Origin of the sequence: Caballeronia ptereochthonis, assembly GCF_001545075.1 — a bacterium.
GTDB lineage: Bacteria > Pseudomonadota > Gammaproteobacteria > Burkholderiales > Burkholderiaceae > Caballeronia > Caballeronia ptereochthonis.
Genome location: NZ_FCOB02000001.1, coordinates 92787 through 107261, shown reverse-complemented (window position 1 = coordinate 107261; position 14475 = coordinate 92787). Strand labels below are relative to the sequence as shown.

The window sequence follows — 14475 nt, the reverse complement described above, 5'->3', positions numbered from 1 at the left end:
AGGAAGCGCTCGCGCAGCGCGGCGAACGAGGAGTGCCATGCCATCAGTACGACTCCGTCCGTTCGCCGGGCATCGCGTACTGCACGCGCTCGTAGAACGGAAACACGGTGCTGTAACCGGGCACCGGCGTCTGATGCGTGCCGGCCAAATGCGGGAACACATACATCACCATGTCGGGATTCGGCAGGCGATGGAACAGTTGATGGATTTCGTTTTCGGCGGTTCGCGTATAGCTTGCGTTGTCGTCAGGCGCCGCGGCTTCGTCCTCGGCCGTGAGCGGACGGCGTAAGGCCTGGCGCGCATCCATCAACTGCCGCGTGGCTTGCGCGGCGTTCGCACCGCCGCCGGTTTGCTGGTTCCAGATGTCCAGCGTGGAGGCGTCGCCGTGCGGCAACACCTTGTCCTTCGTGGTCGCGCAGCCGGCAAGCAGAGCGATACAACCGATGATCATGGCGCTAGTCGAGATCCGGCGCATGCGTGCCTCCCGTCCGGTAATTGACCTTGCGACCCTTCGGGTCGTAGTCGAGGGTGAGCGGTTGATCGATGTGGACGGCGACCTTGGCGCCCGGTTTGACGTAGATGGCGGCGAAGGCCTGGCCGTAGAGCTTGTTGACCCACTGCGACATCTCCTGCACGCCACCGGCGAGGATGCGGCCCATGGCTTCGTTGGCGGAGATGCCGACGGTGCCGAGCGTGTTGCCGTTGCTCGACACGTAGGAGACGTTGTCACTGCCTTTGGGAATGAGCGATGCCGCACCGGCACCCGCCGCGGTAATCAGGGCCTGGGAACCCAGGTATTGCTCAGCGTCGCTGCGCCGTTCGCCCGCGACGCACGGAATGCCGTAGGGATCGCTGATCCAGCCTAGGCCGCCTTGGGTGGTCGCCGCGCCATTCGTGGTGGTGGCCGTGGTGTTGCTGTTCGTGTCGTTCCCCGCACCGTGATCGTTCGCGGGCAGGGTGCGAATCGTGCCGTCGCGGAAGACGAAGGTGATGGAGCGGATCTGTCCGCGCACGCAGGAGAGCGTCCAGTCACCGGATGCGGTGCCGCTCACCACCGCGCCGGCCACGTCGGGCAGATCGATGCCGTTGGCGGTGAGGTTGTCGGGGCCGATCAGCACCTTGAACGGATACGGATCATTGACCGTGCCGTCGACGGGGACGCGTCCGATCAGCGCGGTCATCGCGATGGAGCCAATCAGGGTGGCATTGGCGGGCACCGTGTAGACCGGACGCAGGTGAGACTTGCCGGTGCCACTGTCATCGAGGGACGTCGTCGCGCTCGTATCGAGGGTTTGCTGTGCGGGTGCCGTATCGGCCGTTCCGAAACCACCGGCTGGACTTGTCGAGGGAGCGGGTGTCGAACCGTTGCGCTTCGCGCTTTGTGGGCTTTTGTCGGCCGGCTCGGTCCACTGCATCCCGCCACCGGCAAACCCCGCGCCATCGCCGTCGCGCAACCCCAGACCCACCGGCAGATCGGTGCCGCTCTTGTGATCGAGGGTATTGAGCCGACGTTCCAGGTCTTGCAACAGCCCCTGCGTTTGTTGCTTGTCGCTTTGCACCTGATCGCGTTCGTCATGCGGGCGATCGTGCTCGGCGTTGACGGCGGCCTGGATGCGCTGGTCGATGTCGCTTTCGCGTTGACGCAGGCGTTCGTTCTCGGCGCGCTGGGCCTGGTTGTCGTTGACCGCTGCCTGGATTTCGCCGCGCAGCGCTTTCACCTGACCGACCAGGGTGGCGACCGTGTCGTGCGGTGAGTCGCCTTCGATGCCGAGGGCCTTGAGCTCTGCAGGTGTCAGCGTGTCGGAGGCGACATTCGCGGCCGGGGGCATCGCACGATGGGCCGTCCATCCCTTGATGAGTCCCCACACGGCGAGCATGAGGATCGGAATGACCAGCCATTTGAGCAGGCCGTTACTTTTCATCGCCTGCTCCTTCGGTCGTGGCCGGGGCCGTGGGATGCACGTCGACCGGACGGATCGCCGGTAGCAGCGATGCACCCAGACCATGACCACGCGTGACCAGATACACAACCGTTGTATCGGTGTCGTCACCCGCGGGTCCGAGGTCCGGATGCTGGAAGGTCGCCGCTACGAAATCACCTTGCAACGCGCGCGGATCGAGATCGAGGTGTTGCGTGGACGTGTTGGTCAAGCGGACGGCGGTGACCCATTCGTCGTCGAGCCGCCACGCGGCCCAGGCCGATGCGCGCACGGACAAGGTGGGCAACAGGCTGTCCAACGGCAACGTGCGATCGACGGACACCGGCGCGATGCCGTCCACCGCCTCAACAGTGCGCAGCGGCGCGTACAGGCTTTGCGCGGCATAGCGCGTGAGCAACACCGGCACCGGTGTGTCAGGGGACTTGGGCGTGTCGTCGTTCGCATCATCGTCGTGCGTCGACGTTTGCGCCGGTTTGCCCGACGGCACAGGGTCGGTGACGATGCGCACCGGCTCAAGCGGCGCTTCCTTCGGCGCGGCCGGGTGCGCGGCAATGTCGAGCAGGATCAGCGTGCCGTTGGCGACGTCCTGCAGTTGCAGGCGTGACGGTTCGATCGGGGCACTCGCGCGCAGGTAGATCGCGCCATCGGCATTTTGCACTCGCAGGTGATCGGCGATGTCGGCCGGCACGCCCACGCGCACATCGCGATCGAGAAAGATAACGCGCTCCTGGCCCACGATCAGCGGCACGGCCAGTGGCAGGCGATCCCAATGCATCACCTCCACCGCGTGCACAGGTGCAATCGCCAGACGGGCGAGCACCACGATCAGGCCCAGCGTACGAAACACACGTCGTGTCATGGATGCACTCCACTGGCGCCGGACGCGGCGGCCGGTTGGGTGAGTTCAGGCAGCGCGAGCCGTTCGGGCGGTGACGCGTAGCAGTCGAGGGCGAGTCCGAACGGGTTCTTCTCCGGATCGATGTCCATGCGCACGACCTTCAATTGGTAACGCACGAGGGCACGCTTGACCTGCTCGGAGCCGTAATACTCGTCAGCGGCGAGATCGAGCGTGGCAAGCCAGGCGTCGTTCGCGAGCACCTTCACGTGAAAGGTGGGATCGTCGCCGTAGCCGTGTCCGGGAATTTCGTAGATGCCGCGTACGCGGTTGCGCAGTTCACCGCTGTCGCGTCGGTACGCAAAATCGCTGTCCAGAAACGCTTTGCACGATGGCGTGAGATACGCGGTGAGCGCGCGAATGTTGCGCGGATAATCCTCTTCGCCGTTGGTCGGCCAGCGGTTGAGCTGCTGGAATACGTAGAACGCAAACGCATAGACGGAAGAGGGCGGCACCTCCCACCATTTGCGCGTGCTGCCTGAGCGTAGGTCCGGCGGGATGTGGATGGTGAGCTGGCGCGGCGCGTTCCACCAGCCGATCACCAGCGCCAGCATCAGTACGAACAGACCGAGGATGACGCGACGCAGGGTCGTCACGTGTGCATCCAGCCGCGCCACCTCGTTACGAAAGCGGCTCATTGCGCGCCTCCCGAACGCAGGGGCCGTGTGGTGCGGCGAACGGTCCAGGCCCCTGAGCGCACGATCAGCACACGCGCACCGATCCAGCGCGACAGGAACGGCATATGGCCATGCAACCACCATTGCCACTGGCGATAGAGCCACGTGTCCGGACGGCCGCGCTTTTGTCGACGCAGCAGCGTGCCGCCCGCAAAGATGCCGGTGGTGACGCTCACCATCATCGTCGTTGGCGCCATGGCGATGCTGCGTGTAAGCCACGCGAGCGGCGTGCCGAGGAGGATGCCTGCGAGCGCGGACAAGCCGACGGTGATCCACAGTTCGTTGGCGGTCAGGCCACGAACGATGACGGGTTGACGATTCAGGCGATGTGGCAGGAACGCCACGGTGCCATCGCGCAGGGTGTCGATGTCGCTCGCCATGCGCGCCTCACAGGATGCCGGTGGCCTTGGTGAGCAACCAGATGCCCACCACCAGCAGCAGCGCGCCGACGGCGACCGTCAAACCGAATTGGCCCCACGTCTTGCGCCCGGTGTGAATCTCCGAGTACGTGCTGTAGGCGTGGTAGCACACACCGATGAACATCGAGGCGATGATGAGCAGCGCCACCAGCATCACGATGTCGTAGCCGTAGTTCTGCAGCGTCTGCAGGATGCCGTTGCCGGCGCCGCGCGAGGGATCTTCCAGCGTGGGCAATCCCGGAAACGCGAGCAATGGCATCGATATGAAGGCGAAAGCGCTGCCGGTGCATGCGGCGCGGATGAGGCGGCCGACGAGGGAACAAGGACGATGCATAGCCATGGGGAAACGTCCGTGGTCAGGAAAGCAGGAGAAAGGTCAGCACGACGTACATCGCAGCGAAACGTGCGGCGACGCCGAGGAATTGCGCGTTGGAGAGTCGACGCGCGGCCCAGCCGGCATAGGCGGTGCGCAGAGCCCACACACCCCAGATCAGCATCACCACGAAGACGATGCTGACGAGCAGCACCGAGCAGTCGGTGGGCGAGAAACCACCGTTGCTCTGAAACGCGGTCAGTTGATCGCCGGAGAGGTTCATGGCGACTCCGTCCGCACGCGGTAGTGGCCGACCAGTGCGGCGGGATCGCGCGGTATCGGACGACACGGGCGCAGGTAGTCCTGGATGCCTTCGCGCACGCGCGCGATGTCGGCGTGCAGGCGGGCGTAATCGAAGTGCTCGTGCGTGCGGTCGCTATCGGGGAGCTGTTCGCTTTGCGTCGCGAGCCGGTCGATGGTGTCGAGCTGACGTTCGATGGCGGCGAGGTGCGTGGATTCGGACGCGCTATCGGCCGCGTACACAGACACGCTGCCACTGACACATGTGGCGACGACCCATGCCGAAGCCAGCCGTCGCGTTGTCGTGGATGTCGTTAGGGATGCCATCCCTGTCGTCCTGGGAGTCGAGGATGACCGCAGGTTGGTGCTTTCGGCCCATGGCGTCAGTCGACAATCCGCTATGGCCATCTACCGCTTTACACGTGGATGCTCCTAGTACACCAAGGGGATTTTGCGAGAGAGCCGTGTATCATCAACTTGTCTTATTCCATGAACCCCAGAACGATTTAAAGAAAGCATCATGGCAAGAATGATTCCATCGGATGGACCGTCGGTGACAGAGAGCAATGCGGAGATCAATCTCTACCCGATCTTCAAGGAAAAGCTTTCCGATGAGTTTGTGGTCATCCACAGCGTTCCCTGGTTGACGGATGTTGCGAGTCGACGGTCGTCGGCGGGGAAGCCGACCGGGGAAATTGATTTTTTGGTTCTCCACCCGGATTACGGGGTGCTCGCCATCGAGGTCAAGGGAGGCGGCCATCGCATCCAAGACCATCACTACGTTCACGTCGCGTCAGGGCGACGGGTGCCGGTGATCAAACAGGCGCGGGACAATGCCCATGGCTTAGCCCGATGGTTTGATCCATCGCTTGGCATGGCAGGTCGGATCGGCTACGCGATCGCGCTGCCGGATGCATCGCTGGATCGGACAACGCTCCCGCCCGCGCTTCGAGGGGGGCACGCGGGAAGCAGCGACGACATCGTGCTTCTCATGGATGATCTGGAGCGGATCGGTGAACGGATTCGCCAGATCATGATGGATTGGCGTATTCGCCTCGACAAAGGGCCGCTCGGGCAGGCGATGCTCGATCAGATCGTGGCGCTGGTGAGTCCCAAGGACGATGGCGAATCGATATGGCGGGCTCGCATCTATGGCCGCGACGAACGCTGGCTGAAATTGACTGACCAGCAGATCGACTGCCTGGATCACATCGGTAGCTCCACGCGACAGGTCGTGCTCGGGTGGCCAGGAACAGGGAAGACCCTGCTTGCCGGGGAAACGGCTAAGCGCGCAGCGCAGCGCGGTCAACGGTGTCTGTTTCTCACGTTCAACAAGCGGATTGCGGCTCGTCTTCGCATGCTGCTCGAAGAGATCGAATCGTGCGACGTCTTTCATTTTCATGGGCTGCTGAAAGAGATGCCGGGTGTCCTGGCTGGAACGCCAGAGGATCAAAACGAGGAAGCGACCCTTCGCCAGGCGGTGCTCGGAGGATTTTTTGCGCGGTGGGACGTGCTCATCGTCGACGAAGCCCAGGCGCTAGACGAGTCGTGGCATCAGGCGTTGGCGGACGCATTCGATGGCAAGCCGGTGTATGCGTTCTGCGACGATGCGCAGCGCTTTGGTTTTGAAAAGGGCGTTTCGAGTAACCAGCTCTGCCAGATGTATCAGGCGCCGCCGGCTTTCCAGCTCACGTACTGCCTGCGCAACCCCTATCAGATCCACGCAGTGCTGCGGCAACTGATGCCACCGCCGTTTCAACTGGTTTGCCCGCGGTCCCGCGATCTGACGTCGCTGGAAGAGATCGTCGCGAAGGATCTTCGTGAAGAACTGGAACGTCAGCTCGATACGCTGCTCACGCGCGGCTTGGCACCGGAAGATATCGTGGTGCTTGACGCGTATGGATGCCCGCGCGCGGTGTATGAGGTGCTGTCGATGGATCGATTTGCGGGCATCGAGAGTTCAAATGTTGCGGCGTTTCGTGGCATGGAATCGCGCGCGGTGGTCTTTGTTGTCGATGGCGGGCTGGATAGTGATCTGCCGGTGTTTTCAGCCTACTCGCGGACCACGTCATACTGCGTTGCCATCTATGAATATCGGGTACTTCGCGATGCGCTGGACCGGCCCGACAGGGCGCGGTCGCGTCAGGTACTCAGCGTGGCGACGCGGCATGCCGAAACGGTGAGAACCATTTCGAACGCGATGATCGAAGCGTACCGACTGGGTGTTGTCGACGGCGCAACCAGGCTGACTGTCAGTACAGCCAATGTCTACTGGCATCCAGACTTGCGCGCCTGGTTGGTAGGAATTCGCGACGGCGAGCCAGCGGGTTTCTTTTGGGAGGATCAACTGCTCCAGTACGAGTGGCCTGTCATCGTTCTGAACCGCACCGAACAGGTACCCTACGTTCGTGACGGACATCGGTCGTTGGACCGGAGCACGGGCGTGAGTAGTTCGCTCTCCGTCGCCGAATGCGAGCAATGCGAGATGGAAACCTATCACGCTGGTCATTTGGGGTGCTTGTTGTGCGCTGCATGCAATGCTCGCGAAGTCCCCGCGTCACTGGTCGATCAGCTCGAAACGTACGATCGACAGATCGTTGACATCGTCACGAAGCGACTCAAAGTGGAAAGCGCGCGGTCGCTACCTATCTCAATGGTGGCGATGGGTATGGCGCATCTCGCCGCAGCGAAATGTGGGGGATATTCGGGCCGACTTCTCGTTGATTCGGGAACACTGGGATACAACGCGGCGAGCACGATCCTATGGGCATACGTCGTACTTTCGGGGTGCGATGAAGTGAATCGCAAGGTCTTTGCAGACCGTTTCTTCCCGTACGCGGAGGCCAGTCCTGCATCGCCGACATCCAAACAGTGGTGGTCCGTTGTCGCGTTGGCGTTCGACGTGGCGGCACGACAGGGAGCGCTTGTGAAGACATCGGAAAGCAAAGACATCTTTCGCGTATCCGAACAAGCCCGAAGCGAACGCGTACCCGTGCAGCGCGGAGAGCTGTGAGGCGCACCTCTAATACACGGCATCAGCGGAGTCCGTTGACGGGTTCAAGGGGAAGATGGTGAAGAAGCACGGAGCTGGTCGAGCTCAGAGACAGGGCGATGCCACGCGTACGGGATGCACGAAGACCAATTATAGGTACGGTAGTCCTTGGCACAATACCGACAAGGGAATGATAGATCCTGGGATTGATTTGAAGCTCTCCGGTTCCTCGCTGATGCGCTTCTGAAGGCGTGCTGCGGTTTTTACGTCCTTAACCAGAACAGCCCGGAGTTTTGCCGGAAGTCGAAAAGCGCCTTTGGCGCGCCATTCTCTTTCGTGCAACCAGTTGACGCCGGTGCCATCCACGTTCTCGAGGCGGACCACACGCCAAAGCTCCTGCGCTGGCACTGCGAGATCTCGCAGCTCCTTGTTGGAGAGATACAGAACCGGTCGGCAGCCTCGCTCGAATGCGTATTCTTTTGATATAACTACCCCAAAGGGTTCATAGCGTGGATGTTCGGGATTGCTGTTTCTCTCGTTTAGTACGTATTTGAGGCTTCCCAATGGGATATCCATGAAACAAGACGCCTTCGACGGGCCTTTGACGAATCCTTTCTTTCCGCTTCCAAATATTTCTCCGGTCATCAGTATGCTGACGAGGTTGTCGAACGCGCTGTAGTGATCTTCTTTCCTGGTGTTCTTGGTCAGATGTACAAGAAAGGGTGATAAGTCCGGTCTTTGAAAGAATGGCAATGCATTGGAATCGTCCATGGGCATACGCGACTCAATAATAGATAAGTGTTGGTAGCGGTCGTGGCATCGTCAGGAAGACAAGCAAGGCGCCTTCACATTATCTCAAAGATGCTTCTTGAAGCTTCCGACCGTTACGTCGACCGATAGCCCAAGCAGAATGGCGCAGGGCAGGAGAACGAGTAACGGATTCACGCTGATGGGCAGGGCGAGGTAAGCGATCCACGGAAACACCGCCAGCGGCATCATGGTTGCCTTCGCCCGATGGTGCAGGAACCCCGATTCACGGCCGGCACCGAAGCGCCGGATATCTCGCCGCACCAGACCATCTACGAAGCCGGTGAACGCGGCGACGATGAAGAGTGGCATCACCATGATCAGCACCAGCAACCGCACAACGAATGTCAGGCCGGTGTAGAGCGCGGCGAGCAGATAGTCTTCGAGGTGCACGGCGACGACGCCAAGGTAATGGCGCAGATCGGTGCCGCGCATGCTGTTGGCATGAGTCTGTGCATCGGCATCGCGTATCCAGGCGAGGAGGCCGGTTTTGACGAAGACCAGCCGATAGGCCGCATCGAGCCACACCTGCGCCGTATGCGCGGGTTCGTGCACTAGCAGGCTGTCGAACAAATCCGCAGCGAGTTGATTCGTCTCGTGATGCAACACGGCCTGCGCATGATGCCAGCCTTGACCGCGCCACAGGATCGCCATGCCCACCCATTCGATCAGCACCGCGAGAAAGAGCGAACCGATCAGCACGCCCAGAAACCGAAACGGCAGCGTGACGATCTGCCCGATCAGCCCTTGCTGCTGCGTCTGTTGACGTTGCGCGGTGGTGGCGGGATCGGTCATGCTTGAAGATCGGAAACGTCACGCGGCCGCGTCGACGTCGTTCGCGGTCATCTGCCGGAAATCGTCCACCAGATCAGCCGGCAGCGTGGGCCGTTGCAGGTGCTCGATGCCGGTGCTTTCCCACCAGTCGCCCGCGTCCATGTAGTGCTGCCGCATCGCGCGCGCCATGGCTTGCAGGTTCTCCGGCATCGCTTCGTCCGGATCGGGTGCGGGCAATGGCATGCGAACCTTCCAGAGGTTGCCGCCTTCCAGCAGCGCAAAGCATTGCCCCTTTGGCAACGTGACCACATGGGCGGGTTCGATCATCGGCACGCTGGTAGCGCTGACGCGATCGACGGTGTTGGACGTGAAGGCGGTTTTCCCCTTCGGGTCGGAGCTGTCGGTGGCGCCGCTCACGACGGAGGCCGTATAGACATCCACCTTCGGCAACTGGCGGGTGAGGAGTTCGGCCGTGGCCGTTTCGCGCACGCGCAGCATGAAGAGGTTGTTAAAGTTGCCGATCACCTGGCCGGCCTTGGCGCGATTGCCGATGCGCGCCTCGATGTCCGAGAGCGTCTGCGTGTAGGCCGTGACCTGCACACCGGCGCCGCCGCCCTTGTTGATCATCGGAATGAATTCGTCGCCCATGAGTTCGTTGAATTCGTCCGCGTGCACGTTGATCGGAATCGTGGCGCCAGCCGTCGCGCCCGGCAGGCCATCATCGACTCCGAACTTGTAGATGTGCCCAGCGACCGACACGAGGTCCGAGAACATCGAGTTGCCGACCGCGGCGGCAACTTCTGCATCGGACAGCGCATCCAGACCCACGTACACGATCGCGCGTTTTCGTATCACCTGCATCCAGTCGAAGATCGGTCGGGGATCGGCAAGATCGCGATAGTCCGGGGCGAGTAGCTGTGCGATCTTGCCGGTGGTGAGCTTTTCCAGGAGCGGAAGCAGGCTCGCGACGATCTTGTCGAAGTAGGTGCGGTCGTAGCGCACGGCGGAGCGCAAGCCATCCAGCACCGGGTCGTACACGTGGGCCTGCGACAGATACTGCTCGATCGCCACCACGCGCTTTTCGCGGCCGACCATGTGCCGCGGGATGGTTTTCTCGTTGAGCCGCGCCTCGAGCTGGACGATCACGTCCCACGCCTTGGGTTCGGCCTTCGCGAAGAAATGCTGCGCGTATTCGATGAACAGCGCATCGATGTTGATGACGTGCCGCTGGATCAGGAGGTAATCGGGACGCTGTCCCAACTCCACCAGTGCCCGCGCGATGATGTTGACGAACCGCCAGGCGAATTCCCGGAACGCTGCTGAATTGCCCTCACCGGAGAGCTGCCCGGCGACGCGCGTCGCGACTTCCGAGATGCGCCCGAACCGCCCGATCGCATTGTAACGCGCCGAGATGTCCGGCCAGCCAAGATGGAAGACGTAGAACTCGCCGTCGCGGCCGGCGCGTTTCGCCTCGACGTACATGCGCTTCAACAGATCCGCGTCGCCCTTCGGATCGAACACGATCACGACCTCGTGCTGCCCGTTACGGATACGCCGGATATCCTGTGTGATGAAGAGTTCGGCCAGACGCGTCTTGCCGACGCGGGTAGTGCCGAGCACCAGCGAATGACCCACGCGCTCGCCCAGTGGCAGCGTCACGTCGATTTCGACCGGTTCGATGCCGTGGAGGCGCGGGAGGCCACCGACGGGCGGCAGCGGGCGGACGGGGTTGAGCGGGTGATCCCAAGCTGTCGCACGGGCGAACGCCGAGAGCGGAAACGGCACAAATTCGCGTTTCGCTTCGAGTCGGCGCGCGAGCCGCCAGGCCGGTGTGGGTTCAACGTACTTGCGAAACTCCGGTCGATACGCCTGCGCCAGGCGGTGCGTGTGATGCGGCTCCCACCGAAACCCTTTGCCGATAAAGAGCCACTGTTGGCTCACCGGCACATGGCGGTTCGCCATCACGTAACGGGGCAGGCGGCGGATATGGCGGCGGTAGCGCAGGATCACGCGCGCCTGTCGCCAGCGACGGACTCCCAACGCGCCGAAGGCGAACGCCGAGACGAGACCGAAGCGTGGCGTCAGCGCGAGCGACCAGGGCGCGGCCAGACACAGCGTCGCGCCGAGCGCGCAGACGGCGACGGTGTAAAGCTCCACCGCCGGACGCAACAGCACTTCGACGGCGTGTTCCTGCGCCATGTCATTGTTCGATGCCCGTGGCCGTGACAAGCACGGGGTAGTGCGAGAGGCTCAGGCGCACGGCGATGTCGTCGCCGGAGGCCGGGACGAGCGTGAGGCCGGGTGCATCGCGCCGCAGCGCGGCGAGTGCATCGGCCGAGCCGACGTTTACGACGAGACCTACGGCGCCTAACGCGCGCAGCGTGTCGGCACGTGCGTGCAGCCAGGCGCGTGAAGGCTGGTCGTCGCCAATCAGAAAGAACGATGACAGGCCGGGTGCCTGGAGCGTGCGCGGCGTCACCCGGCCCGGCGTCAGGCGTGCCGAACGTACCGGCAACAGATCGGCTTCGCGATACGGTGCGTGGGGCGCTGCACGTACAGCGGGATTCGCGGCGACCGGCGTATCGGGCAACAGGTTGAGGGCGCGGTAATACGGCAGGGCCGACGCGCCGCCGTCGTTACCGACGACGATCAGGGTCTGCGCAGAGGCCACGCGGACCAGTCCCAGCAGCGCGATGCACACGTAGCAACGAGACGATGTCATGGGCGATGTCATGGGTGAACGCCTCCTCAGGGACGAGCGGTATCGAGGACGTGTGCCAAACGCGCAGCGACTTGCCGCCGATAACGTGCCGCCATCGCACCACCCGCCGGACGGTGGTACCGCCCCACGGCGACCAGCCAGTCTTCGCCCGTGACGTGCTGTTCGCGCAGAATCGCTGCGGCGGCGTCGAGATTGCGATACGGATCGAGGGCCTCGCACGGATCGGCGAAGCGTTGGCGTTGATAGCCGAGGTTGACTTGCGCGAGGCCGACGTCGACATCCGTGGCCCCCACGATCGGCAAGGCCGCGCGTAGCGCCCGACAGGCCGCAGCGCGCGTACGGTAACGCCGTGCGGCGCCCGCGACGTTCAAGGTCCACGGCCAGGGGATGAGGCGCCCTTGTAGACGCGTACCGCTTTCCTGCAGCGCGACGGCGAACAGGACGACCGACGGTACCCCGGCGTCGTGTGCCGCGAGCTGGTAGGCGGGCGGCGGCAACGTCATCGCTGCGCTGGGCATGCTGAGCCATCCGAGCACGCTCAGCCACGCGCGACGCCGTACCTGACAGGTCAGTGCGGCCATCATGGCGACCCCATGCCCGGGAGCACGGCCGGCAAGGCGCCCTGACCGCCGAGCATCAGCCAGCGCCCGCCATCGTGATTCAAGGTGATGGTGCGCGCGCGGACTTTGACCGGATCGATGCCGACGCGCTGTGCCCACGCGCGAATGCGCGTGTCGTCGCCACGACTGCCGACCATGTAGATGTCGAACGGCGCACCGCTCGCCTGCATCTGGCGCACGCGCGCATCGCAGGGCGGACAGTCATCCTTGATGAACACGGCGAGTCGTTCCGTATGCGCGAGGGATGCGCCACGAGACGGCGACGTCAGCGAACGTACCGGCGTCAGATCGGGATAGAGCCGTTTCCAAGCCGCATCGTAGGCTTGCTGGTAGATGAGTTCCTTCTGCACCCGCTGCGCTTCGGCACGGACCTGCAGCTCGGCGTAATGCTGTCGCTCAGCGTCCGAACGGGCATCGATGCCCAGCGCCGTGAGCGGGTCGAGATTCGGCGAATAGATGCCAAGCGGTCCCTGCATCACCTGCTGGTAGCGGCTCCATTCGGTGGCATCGAGGCCCCACGCGTGAGCGCGAGCCTCCTCCGATTCCGCGATGGGCGAAGGCCGCTCGACACTCGTCGCGGGGGCGCTCACGGCGGTGCGGGCTTGCGCGATCGCCATGCCCGGGATGCTGACGAGGCTCATCAGACACAGGGTGATACTGGCGAAGCGTAGAGAAACGATATGCGTCATGACTCTGCCTCATCGAATCGGCAGATGCTGCATCTGGCCGTCGATGCGAAAGGTGGCAGTGTCGCCATCCAGGGCATCGAGTTGCCAGTCGCCTTCGCGATTGCCGGGCTGCAGCAACCGCACGTCGTCCAGCGCTTGCCAGTGCGATGGCGCGATAACCAGAAACGTCTGTCCGCCGCGCTGTTCTTCGCCGAGGATGGCGAAGGGTGGCACGAGCGGGATGGGGGCTTGAGCGCGATGGTGCTGAGAGGTCGCCGCCTTGCTCGCCACTTGAGCCGACGCAGCCACGCGTGTTTCGAGCTGATGCACGCGCGCATCGAGCGCGTTCACGGTATCGGTGGTCGCCATCGCGCTGGCAAGTTGTTCCAATTTGGCCAGTCGTGTGTCGACGGTTTGGCGGGTGACATCGAACGTTGCCTGCGTCACCGCGGCTGGCGCTCGCTGCAGGCGCGCGAATACGGCATCGAATCCGTCGAGTCGTCGCTGAAGCGTACGCACGTCGGTGTGCGAGGCATAGCTTGGCGAGGTGTGGGTGAGATGGGTCAGTCGAAGATGATCCACGATCACGAGCGTGACGATGACCACGGTGCCGACGGCCACCACGATGCGAACAAAGCGCTTCCCGTTCGGCGACACGATCATTTCGGTTCTCCTGCGGGATCGTTGATCGGATCGGGTTCCCTCGGTGACGCCGGATCGTCGAACGGGGAACTGGCTGGAGACGAAGCCGCGGAGGCAGGGCCGTTCTCGTGCCGTGGAACAAAGCACACCTCACGCGTCTCATCGTTCACTTGCAAGGTCCAGCGTGGTCCGGCGAGAAGCTGAAGCGCTTCGTGCAACGCAATGGGCCCCAGGTGTTCGTGCGCGGCCGGCAGAGGTAGGGCATACAGCACGGCGGTGGTGTCGGCGCGCTCGTCACAGAGTCGATAGCCCGAACGCCGCAGCACATAGTGGAGGGCGTCGCCGACGGTGGCGCGGTCGGTAGCCGGGATAGTGAGGTCGATCACCTGTTGCATCAGATCGCGTTGACCGTCATCCGGCACCAGCTCGATGAGCGTATAGCGACCGTCGCGGACGACGGGGATCGCCAGGGATGGTGCGGGCTCAGATGTCGCGATCGATGTCGACGGCGGAAGCGTGGTCGGTGGAGCGGACGTGGCACACGCCGTTATGCACGTGGTTGCGATGACGAAGGCGGTCGCATGGAGCGCGCCGCGAGGCACACGGCGAAACGAAAGCGAAGGCATACGATGACCTCGGCATGGATATGCCGTCACCGTCGCTGTTTATGCGGTTGGGCGCACGCGTCAAAGCGGATTGACCGAAC

The 14475-nt window shown here is 63.1% G+C and carries 17 protein-coding genes; 1 reads left to right on the top strand and 16 read right to left on the bottom strand.

The features are described from left to right. Positions 1-43: 43 nt before the first annotated feature. From AWB83_RS00530 to AWB83_RS00495, 8 genes are read right to left on the bottom strand one after another with little or no spacing between them, the layout of a single operon-like run. On the bottom strand, positions 44-475 hold the full coding sequence (locus tag AWB83_RS00530) for a TIGR03751 family conjugal transfer lipoprotein (protein ID WP_087042304.1): 432 nt from the start codon (positions 473-475) through the stop codon (positions 44-46). Continuing rightward, entirely contained in the window at positions 456-1922 is a 1467-nt protein-coding gene (locus tag AWB83_RS00525) for a TIGR03752 family integrating conjugative element protein (protein WP_087042303.1), read from the bottom strand. Before AWB83_RS00525 ends, AWB83_RS00530 begins: the two co-directional genes overlap by 20 nt. After that, positions 1912-2799, bottom strand: a complete 888-nt coding sequence (locus AWB83_RS00520) for a TIGR03749 family integrating conjugative element protein (RefSeq protein WP_087042302.1) — start codon at positions 2797-2799, stop codon at positions 1912-1914. The genes AWB83_RS00525 and AWB83_RS00520 overlap by 11 nt, the downstream gene beginning before the upstream one ends. Next, positions 2796-3473: a PFL_4703 family integrating conjugative element protein gene (locus AWB83_RS00515; RefSeq protein ID WP_087042301.1), complete on the bottom strand. Its 678-nt coding sequence runs from the start codon at positions 3471-3473 to the stop codon at positions 2796-2798. Before AWB83_RS00515 ends, AWB83_RS00520 begins: the two co-directional genes overlap by 4 nt. Further along, on the bottom strand, positions 3470-3892 hold the full coding sequence (locus AWB83_RS00510; RefSeq protein WP_087042300.1) for a TIGR03750 family conjugal transfer protein: 423 nt from the start codon (positions 3890-3892) through the stop codon (positions 3470-3472). The genes AWB83_RS00515 and AWB83_RS00510 overlap by 4 nt, the downstream gene beginning before the upstream one ends. A gap of 7 nt (positions 3893-3899) precedes the next feature. Beyond that, positions 3900-4271: a TIGR03745 family integrating conjugative element membrane protein gene (locus tag AWB83_RS00505; protein ID WP_096059341.1), complete on the bottom strand. Its 372-nt coding sequence runs from the start codon at positions 4269-4271 to the stop codon at positions 3900-3902. A 16-nt stretch (positions 4272-4287) separates the two neighbouring features. After that, positions 4288-4527: a TIGR03758 family integrating conjugative element protein gene (locus AWB83_RS00500; RefSeq protein WP_087042299.1), complete on the bottom strand. Its 240-nt coding sequence runs from the start codon at positions 4525-4527 to the stop codon at positions 4288-4290. Then, positions 4524-4787, bottom strand: coding sequence for an integrative conjugative element protein, RAQPRD family (locus tag AWB83_RS00495; RefSeq protein ID WP_244197512.1), 264 nt, complete (start codon positions 4785-4787; stop codon positions 4524-4526). The genes AWB83_RS00500 and AWB83_RS00495 overlap by 4 nt, the downstream gene beginning before the upstream one ends. A gap of 277 nt (positions 4788-5064) precedes the next feature. Here AWB83_RS00495 and AWB83_RS00490 point away from each other — a divergent pair, with 277 nt between their 5' ends. Then, positions 5065-7557: an AAA family ATPase gene (locus AWB83_RS00490; RefSeq protein ID WP_087042297.1), complete on the top strand. Its 2493-nt coding sequence runs from the start codon at positions 5065-5067 to the stop codon at positions 7555-7557. Positions 7558-7686: 129 nt separating this feature from the next. Here the strand turns inward: AWB83_RS00490 and AWB83_RS35920 are convergent, their stop codons facing one another. The 8 genes from AWB83_RS35920 to pilL2 form a co-directional block, all read right to left on the bottom strand. Next, positions 7687-8307 carry a hypothetical protein gene (locus tag AWB83_RS35920; protein WP_143749997.1) on the bottom strand — a complete coding sequence of 207 codons (621 nt, stop codon included), beginning with the start codon at positions 8305-8307 and terminating at the stop codon, positions 7687-7689. Positions 8308-8391: 84 nt separating this feature from the next. Next, a complete protein-coding gene (locus AWB83_RS00485; protein WP_087042296.1) occupies positions 8392-9138 on the bottom strand; it encodes a TIGR03747 family integrating conjugative element membrane protein in 747 nt (248 codons plus the stop codon). An 18-nt stretch (positions 9139-9156) separates the two neighbouring features. Continuing rightward, positions 9157-11316, bottom strand: a complete 2160-nt coding sequence (gene traD / locus AWB83_RS00480; RefSeq protein WP_087042295.1) for a type IV conjugative transfer system coupling protein TraD — start codon at positions 11314-11316, stop codon at positions 9157-9159. 1 nt (position 11317) lies between these two features. After that, positions 11318-11851, bottom strand: a complete 534-nt coding sequence (locus AWB83_RS00475) for an integrating conjugative element protein (RefSeq protein ID WP_445343891.1) — start codon at positions 11849-11851, stop codon at positions 11318-11320. 14 nt (positions 11852-11865) lie between these two features. After that, a complete protein-coding gene (locus AWB83_RS00470) occupies positions 11866-12420 on the bottom strand; it encodes a lysozyme family protein (protein WP_096059340.1) in 555 nt (184 codons plus the stop codon). Further along, positions 12420-13148, bottom strand: a complete 729-nt coding sequence (locus AWB83_RS00465) for a TIGR03759 family integrating conjugative element protein (RefSeq protein ID WP_087042293.1) — start codon at positions 13146-13148, stop codon at positions 12420-12422. The genes AWB83_RS00470 and AWB83_RS00465 overlap by 1 nt, the downstream gene beginning before the upstream one ends. A gap of 9 nt (positions 13149-13157) precedes the next feature. Continuing rightward, positions 13158-13790: a hypothetical protein gene (locus tag AWB83_RS00460; protein ID WP_087042292.1), complete on the bottom strand. Its 633-nt coding sequence runs from the start codon at positions 13788-13790 to the stop codon at positions 13158-13160. Further along, complete coding sequence (pilL2, locus tag AWB83_RS00455; RefSeq protein WP_087042291.1) at positions 13787-14395, bottom strand: PFGI-1 class ICE element type IV pilus protein PilL2; 609 nt, start codon at positions 14393-14395, stop codon at positions 13787-13789. Before pilL2 ends, AWB83_RS00460 begins: the two co-directional genes overlap by 4 nt. Positions 14396-14475 lie beyond the last annotated feature (80 nt).

Bases quoted from the DNA above. Each gene is read 5' to 3' on its own strand.
- AWB83_RS00525 (WP_087042303.1), bottom strand. From the start codon at position 1,922: ATGAAAAGTAACGGCCTGCTCAAATGGCTGGTCATTCCGATCCTCATG.
- pilL2 (WP_087042291.1), bottom strand. From the start codon at position 14,395: ATGCCTTCGCTTTCGTTTCGCCGTGTGCCTCGCGGCGCGCTCCATGCG.
- AWB83_RS00475 (WP_445343891.1), bottom strand. From the start codon at position 11,851: ATGACATCGCCCATGACATCGTCTCGTTGCTACGTGTGCATCGCGCTG.
- traD (WP_087042295.1), bottom strand. From the start codon at position 11,316: ATGGCGCAGGAACACGCCGTCGAAGTGCTGTTGCGTCCGGCGGTGGAG.
- AWB83_RS00500 (WP_087042299.1), bottom strand. From the start codon at position 4,527: ATGAACCTCTCCGGCGATCAACTGACCGCGTTTCAGAGCAACGGTGGT.
- AWB83_RS00515 (WP_087042301.1), bottom strand. From the start codon at position 3,473: ATGAGCCGCTTTCGTAACGAGGTGGCGCGGCTGGATGCACACGTGACG.
- AWB83_RS00470 (WP_096059340.1), bottom strand. From the start codon at position 12,420: ATGGCCGCACTGACCTGTCAGGTACGGCGTCGCGCGTGGCTGAGCGTG.
- AWB83_RS35920 (WP_143749997.1), bottom strand. From the start codon at position 8,307: ATGGACGATTCCAATGCATTGCCATTCTTTCAAAGACCGGACTTATCA.
- AWB83_RS00530 (WP_087042304.1), bottom strand. From the start codon at position 475: ATGCGCCGGATCTCGACTAGCGCCATGATCATCGGTTGTATCGCTCTG.
- AWB83_RS00460 (WP_087042292.1), bottom strand. From the start codon at position 13,790: ATGATCGTGTCGCCGAACGGGAAGCGCTTTGTTCGCATCGTGGTGGCC.
- AWB83_RS00505 (WP_096059341.1), bottom strand. From the start codon at position 4,271: ATGGCTATGCATCGTCCTTGTTCCCTCGTCGGCCGCCTCATCCGCGCC.
- AWB83_RS00485 (WP_087042296.1), bottom strand. From the start codon at position 9,138: ATGACCGATCCCGCCACCACCGCGCAACGTCAACAGACGCAGCAGCAA.
- AWB83_RS00520 (WP_087042302.1), bottom strand. From the start codon at position 2,799: ATGACACGACGTGTGTTTCGTACGCTGGGCCTGATCGTGGTGCTCGCC.
- AWB83_RS00510 (WP_087042300.1), bottom strand. From the start codon at position 3,892: ATGGCGAGCGACATCGACACCCTGCGCGATGGCACCGTGGCGTTCCTG.
- AWB83_RS00490 (WP_087042297.1), top strand. From the start codon at position 5,065: ATGGCAAGAATGATTCCATCGGATGGACCGTCGGTGACAGAGAGCAAT.
- AWB83_RS00465 (WP_087042293.1), bottom strand. From the start codon at position 13,148: ATGACGCATATCGTTTCTCTACGCTTCGCCAGTATCACCCTGTGTCTG.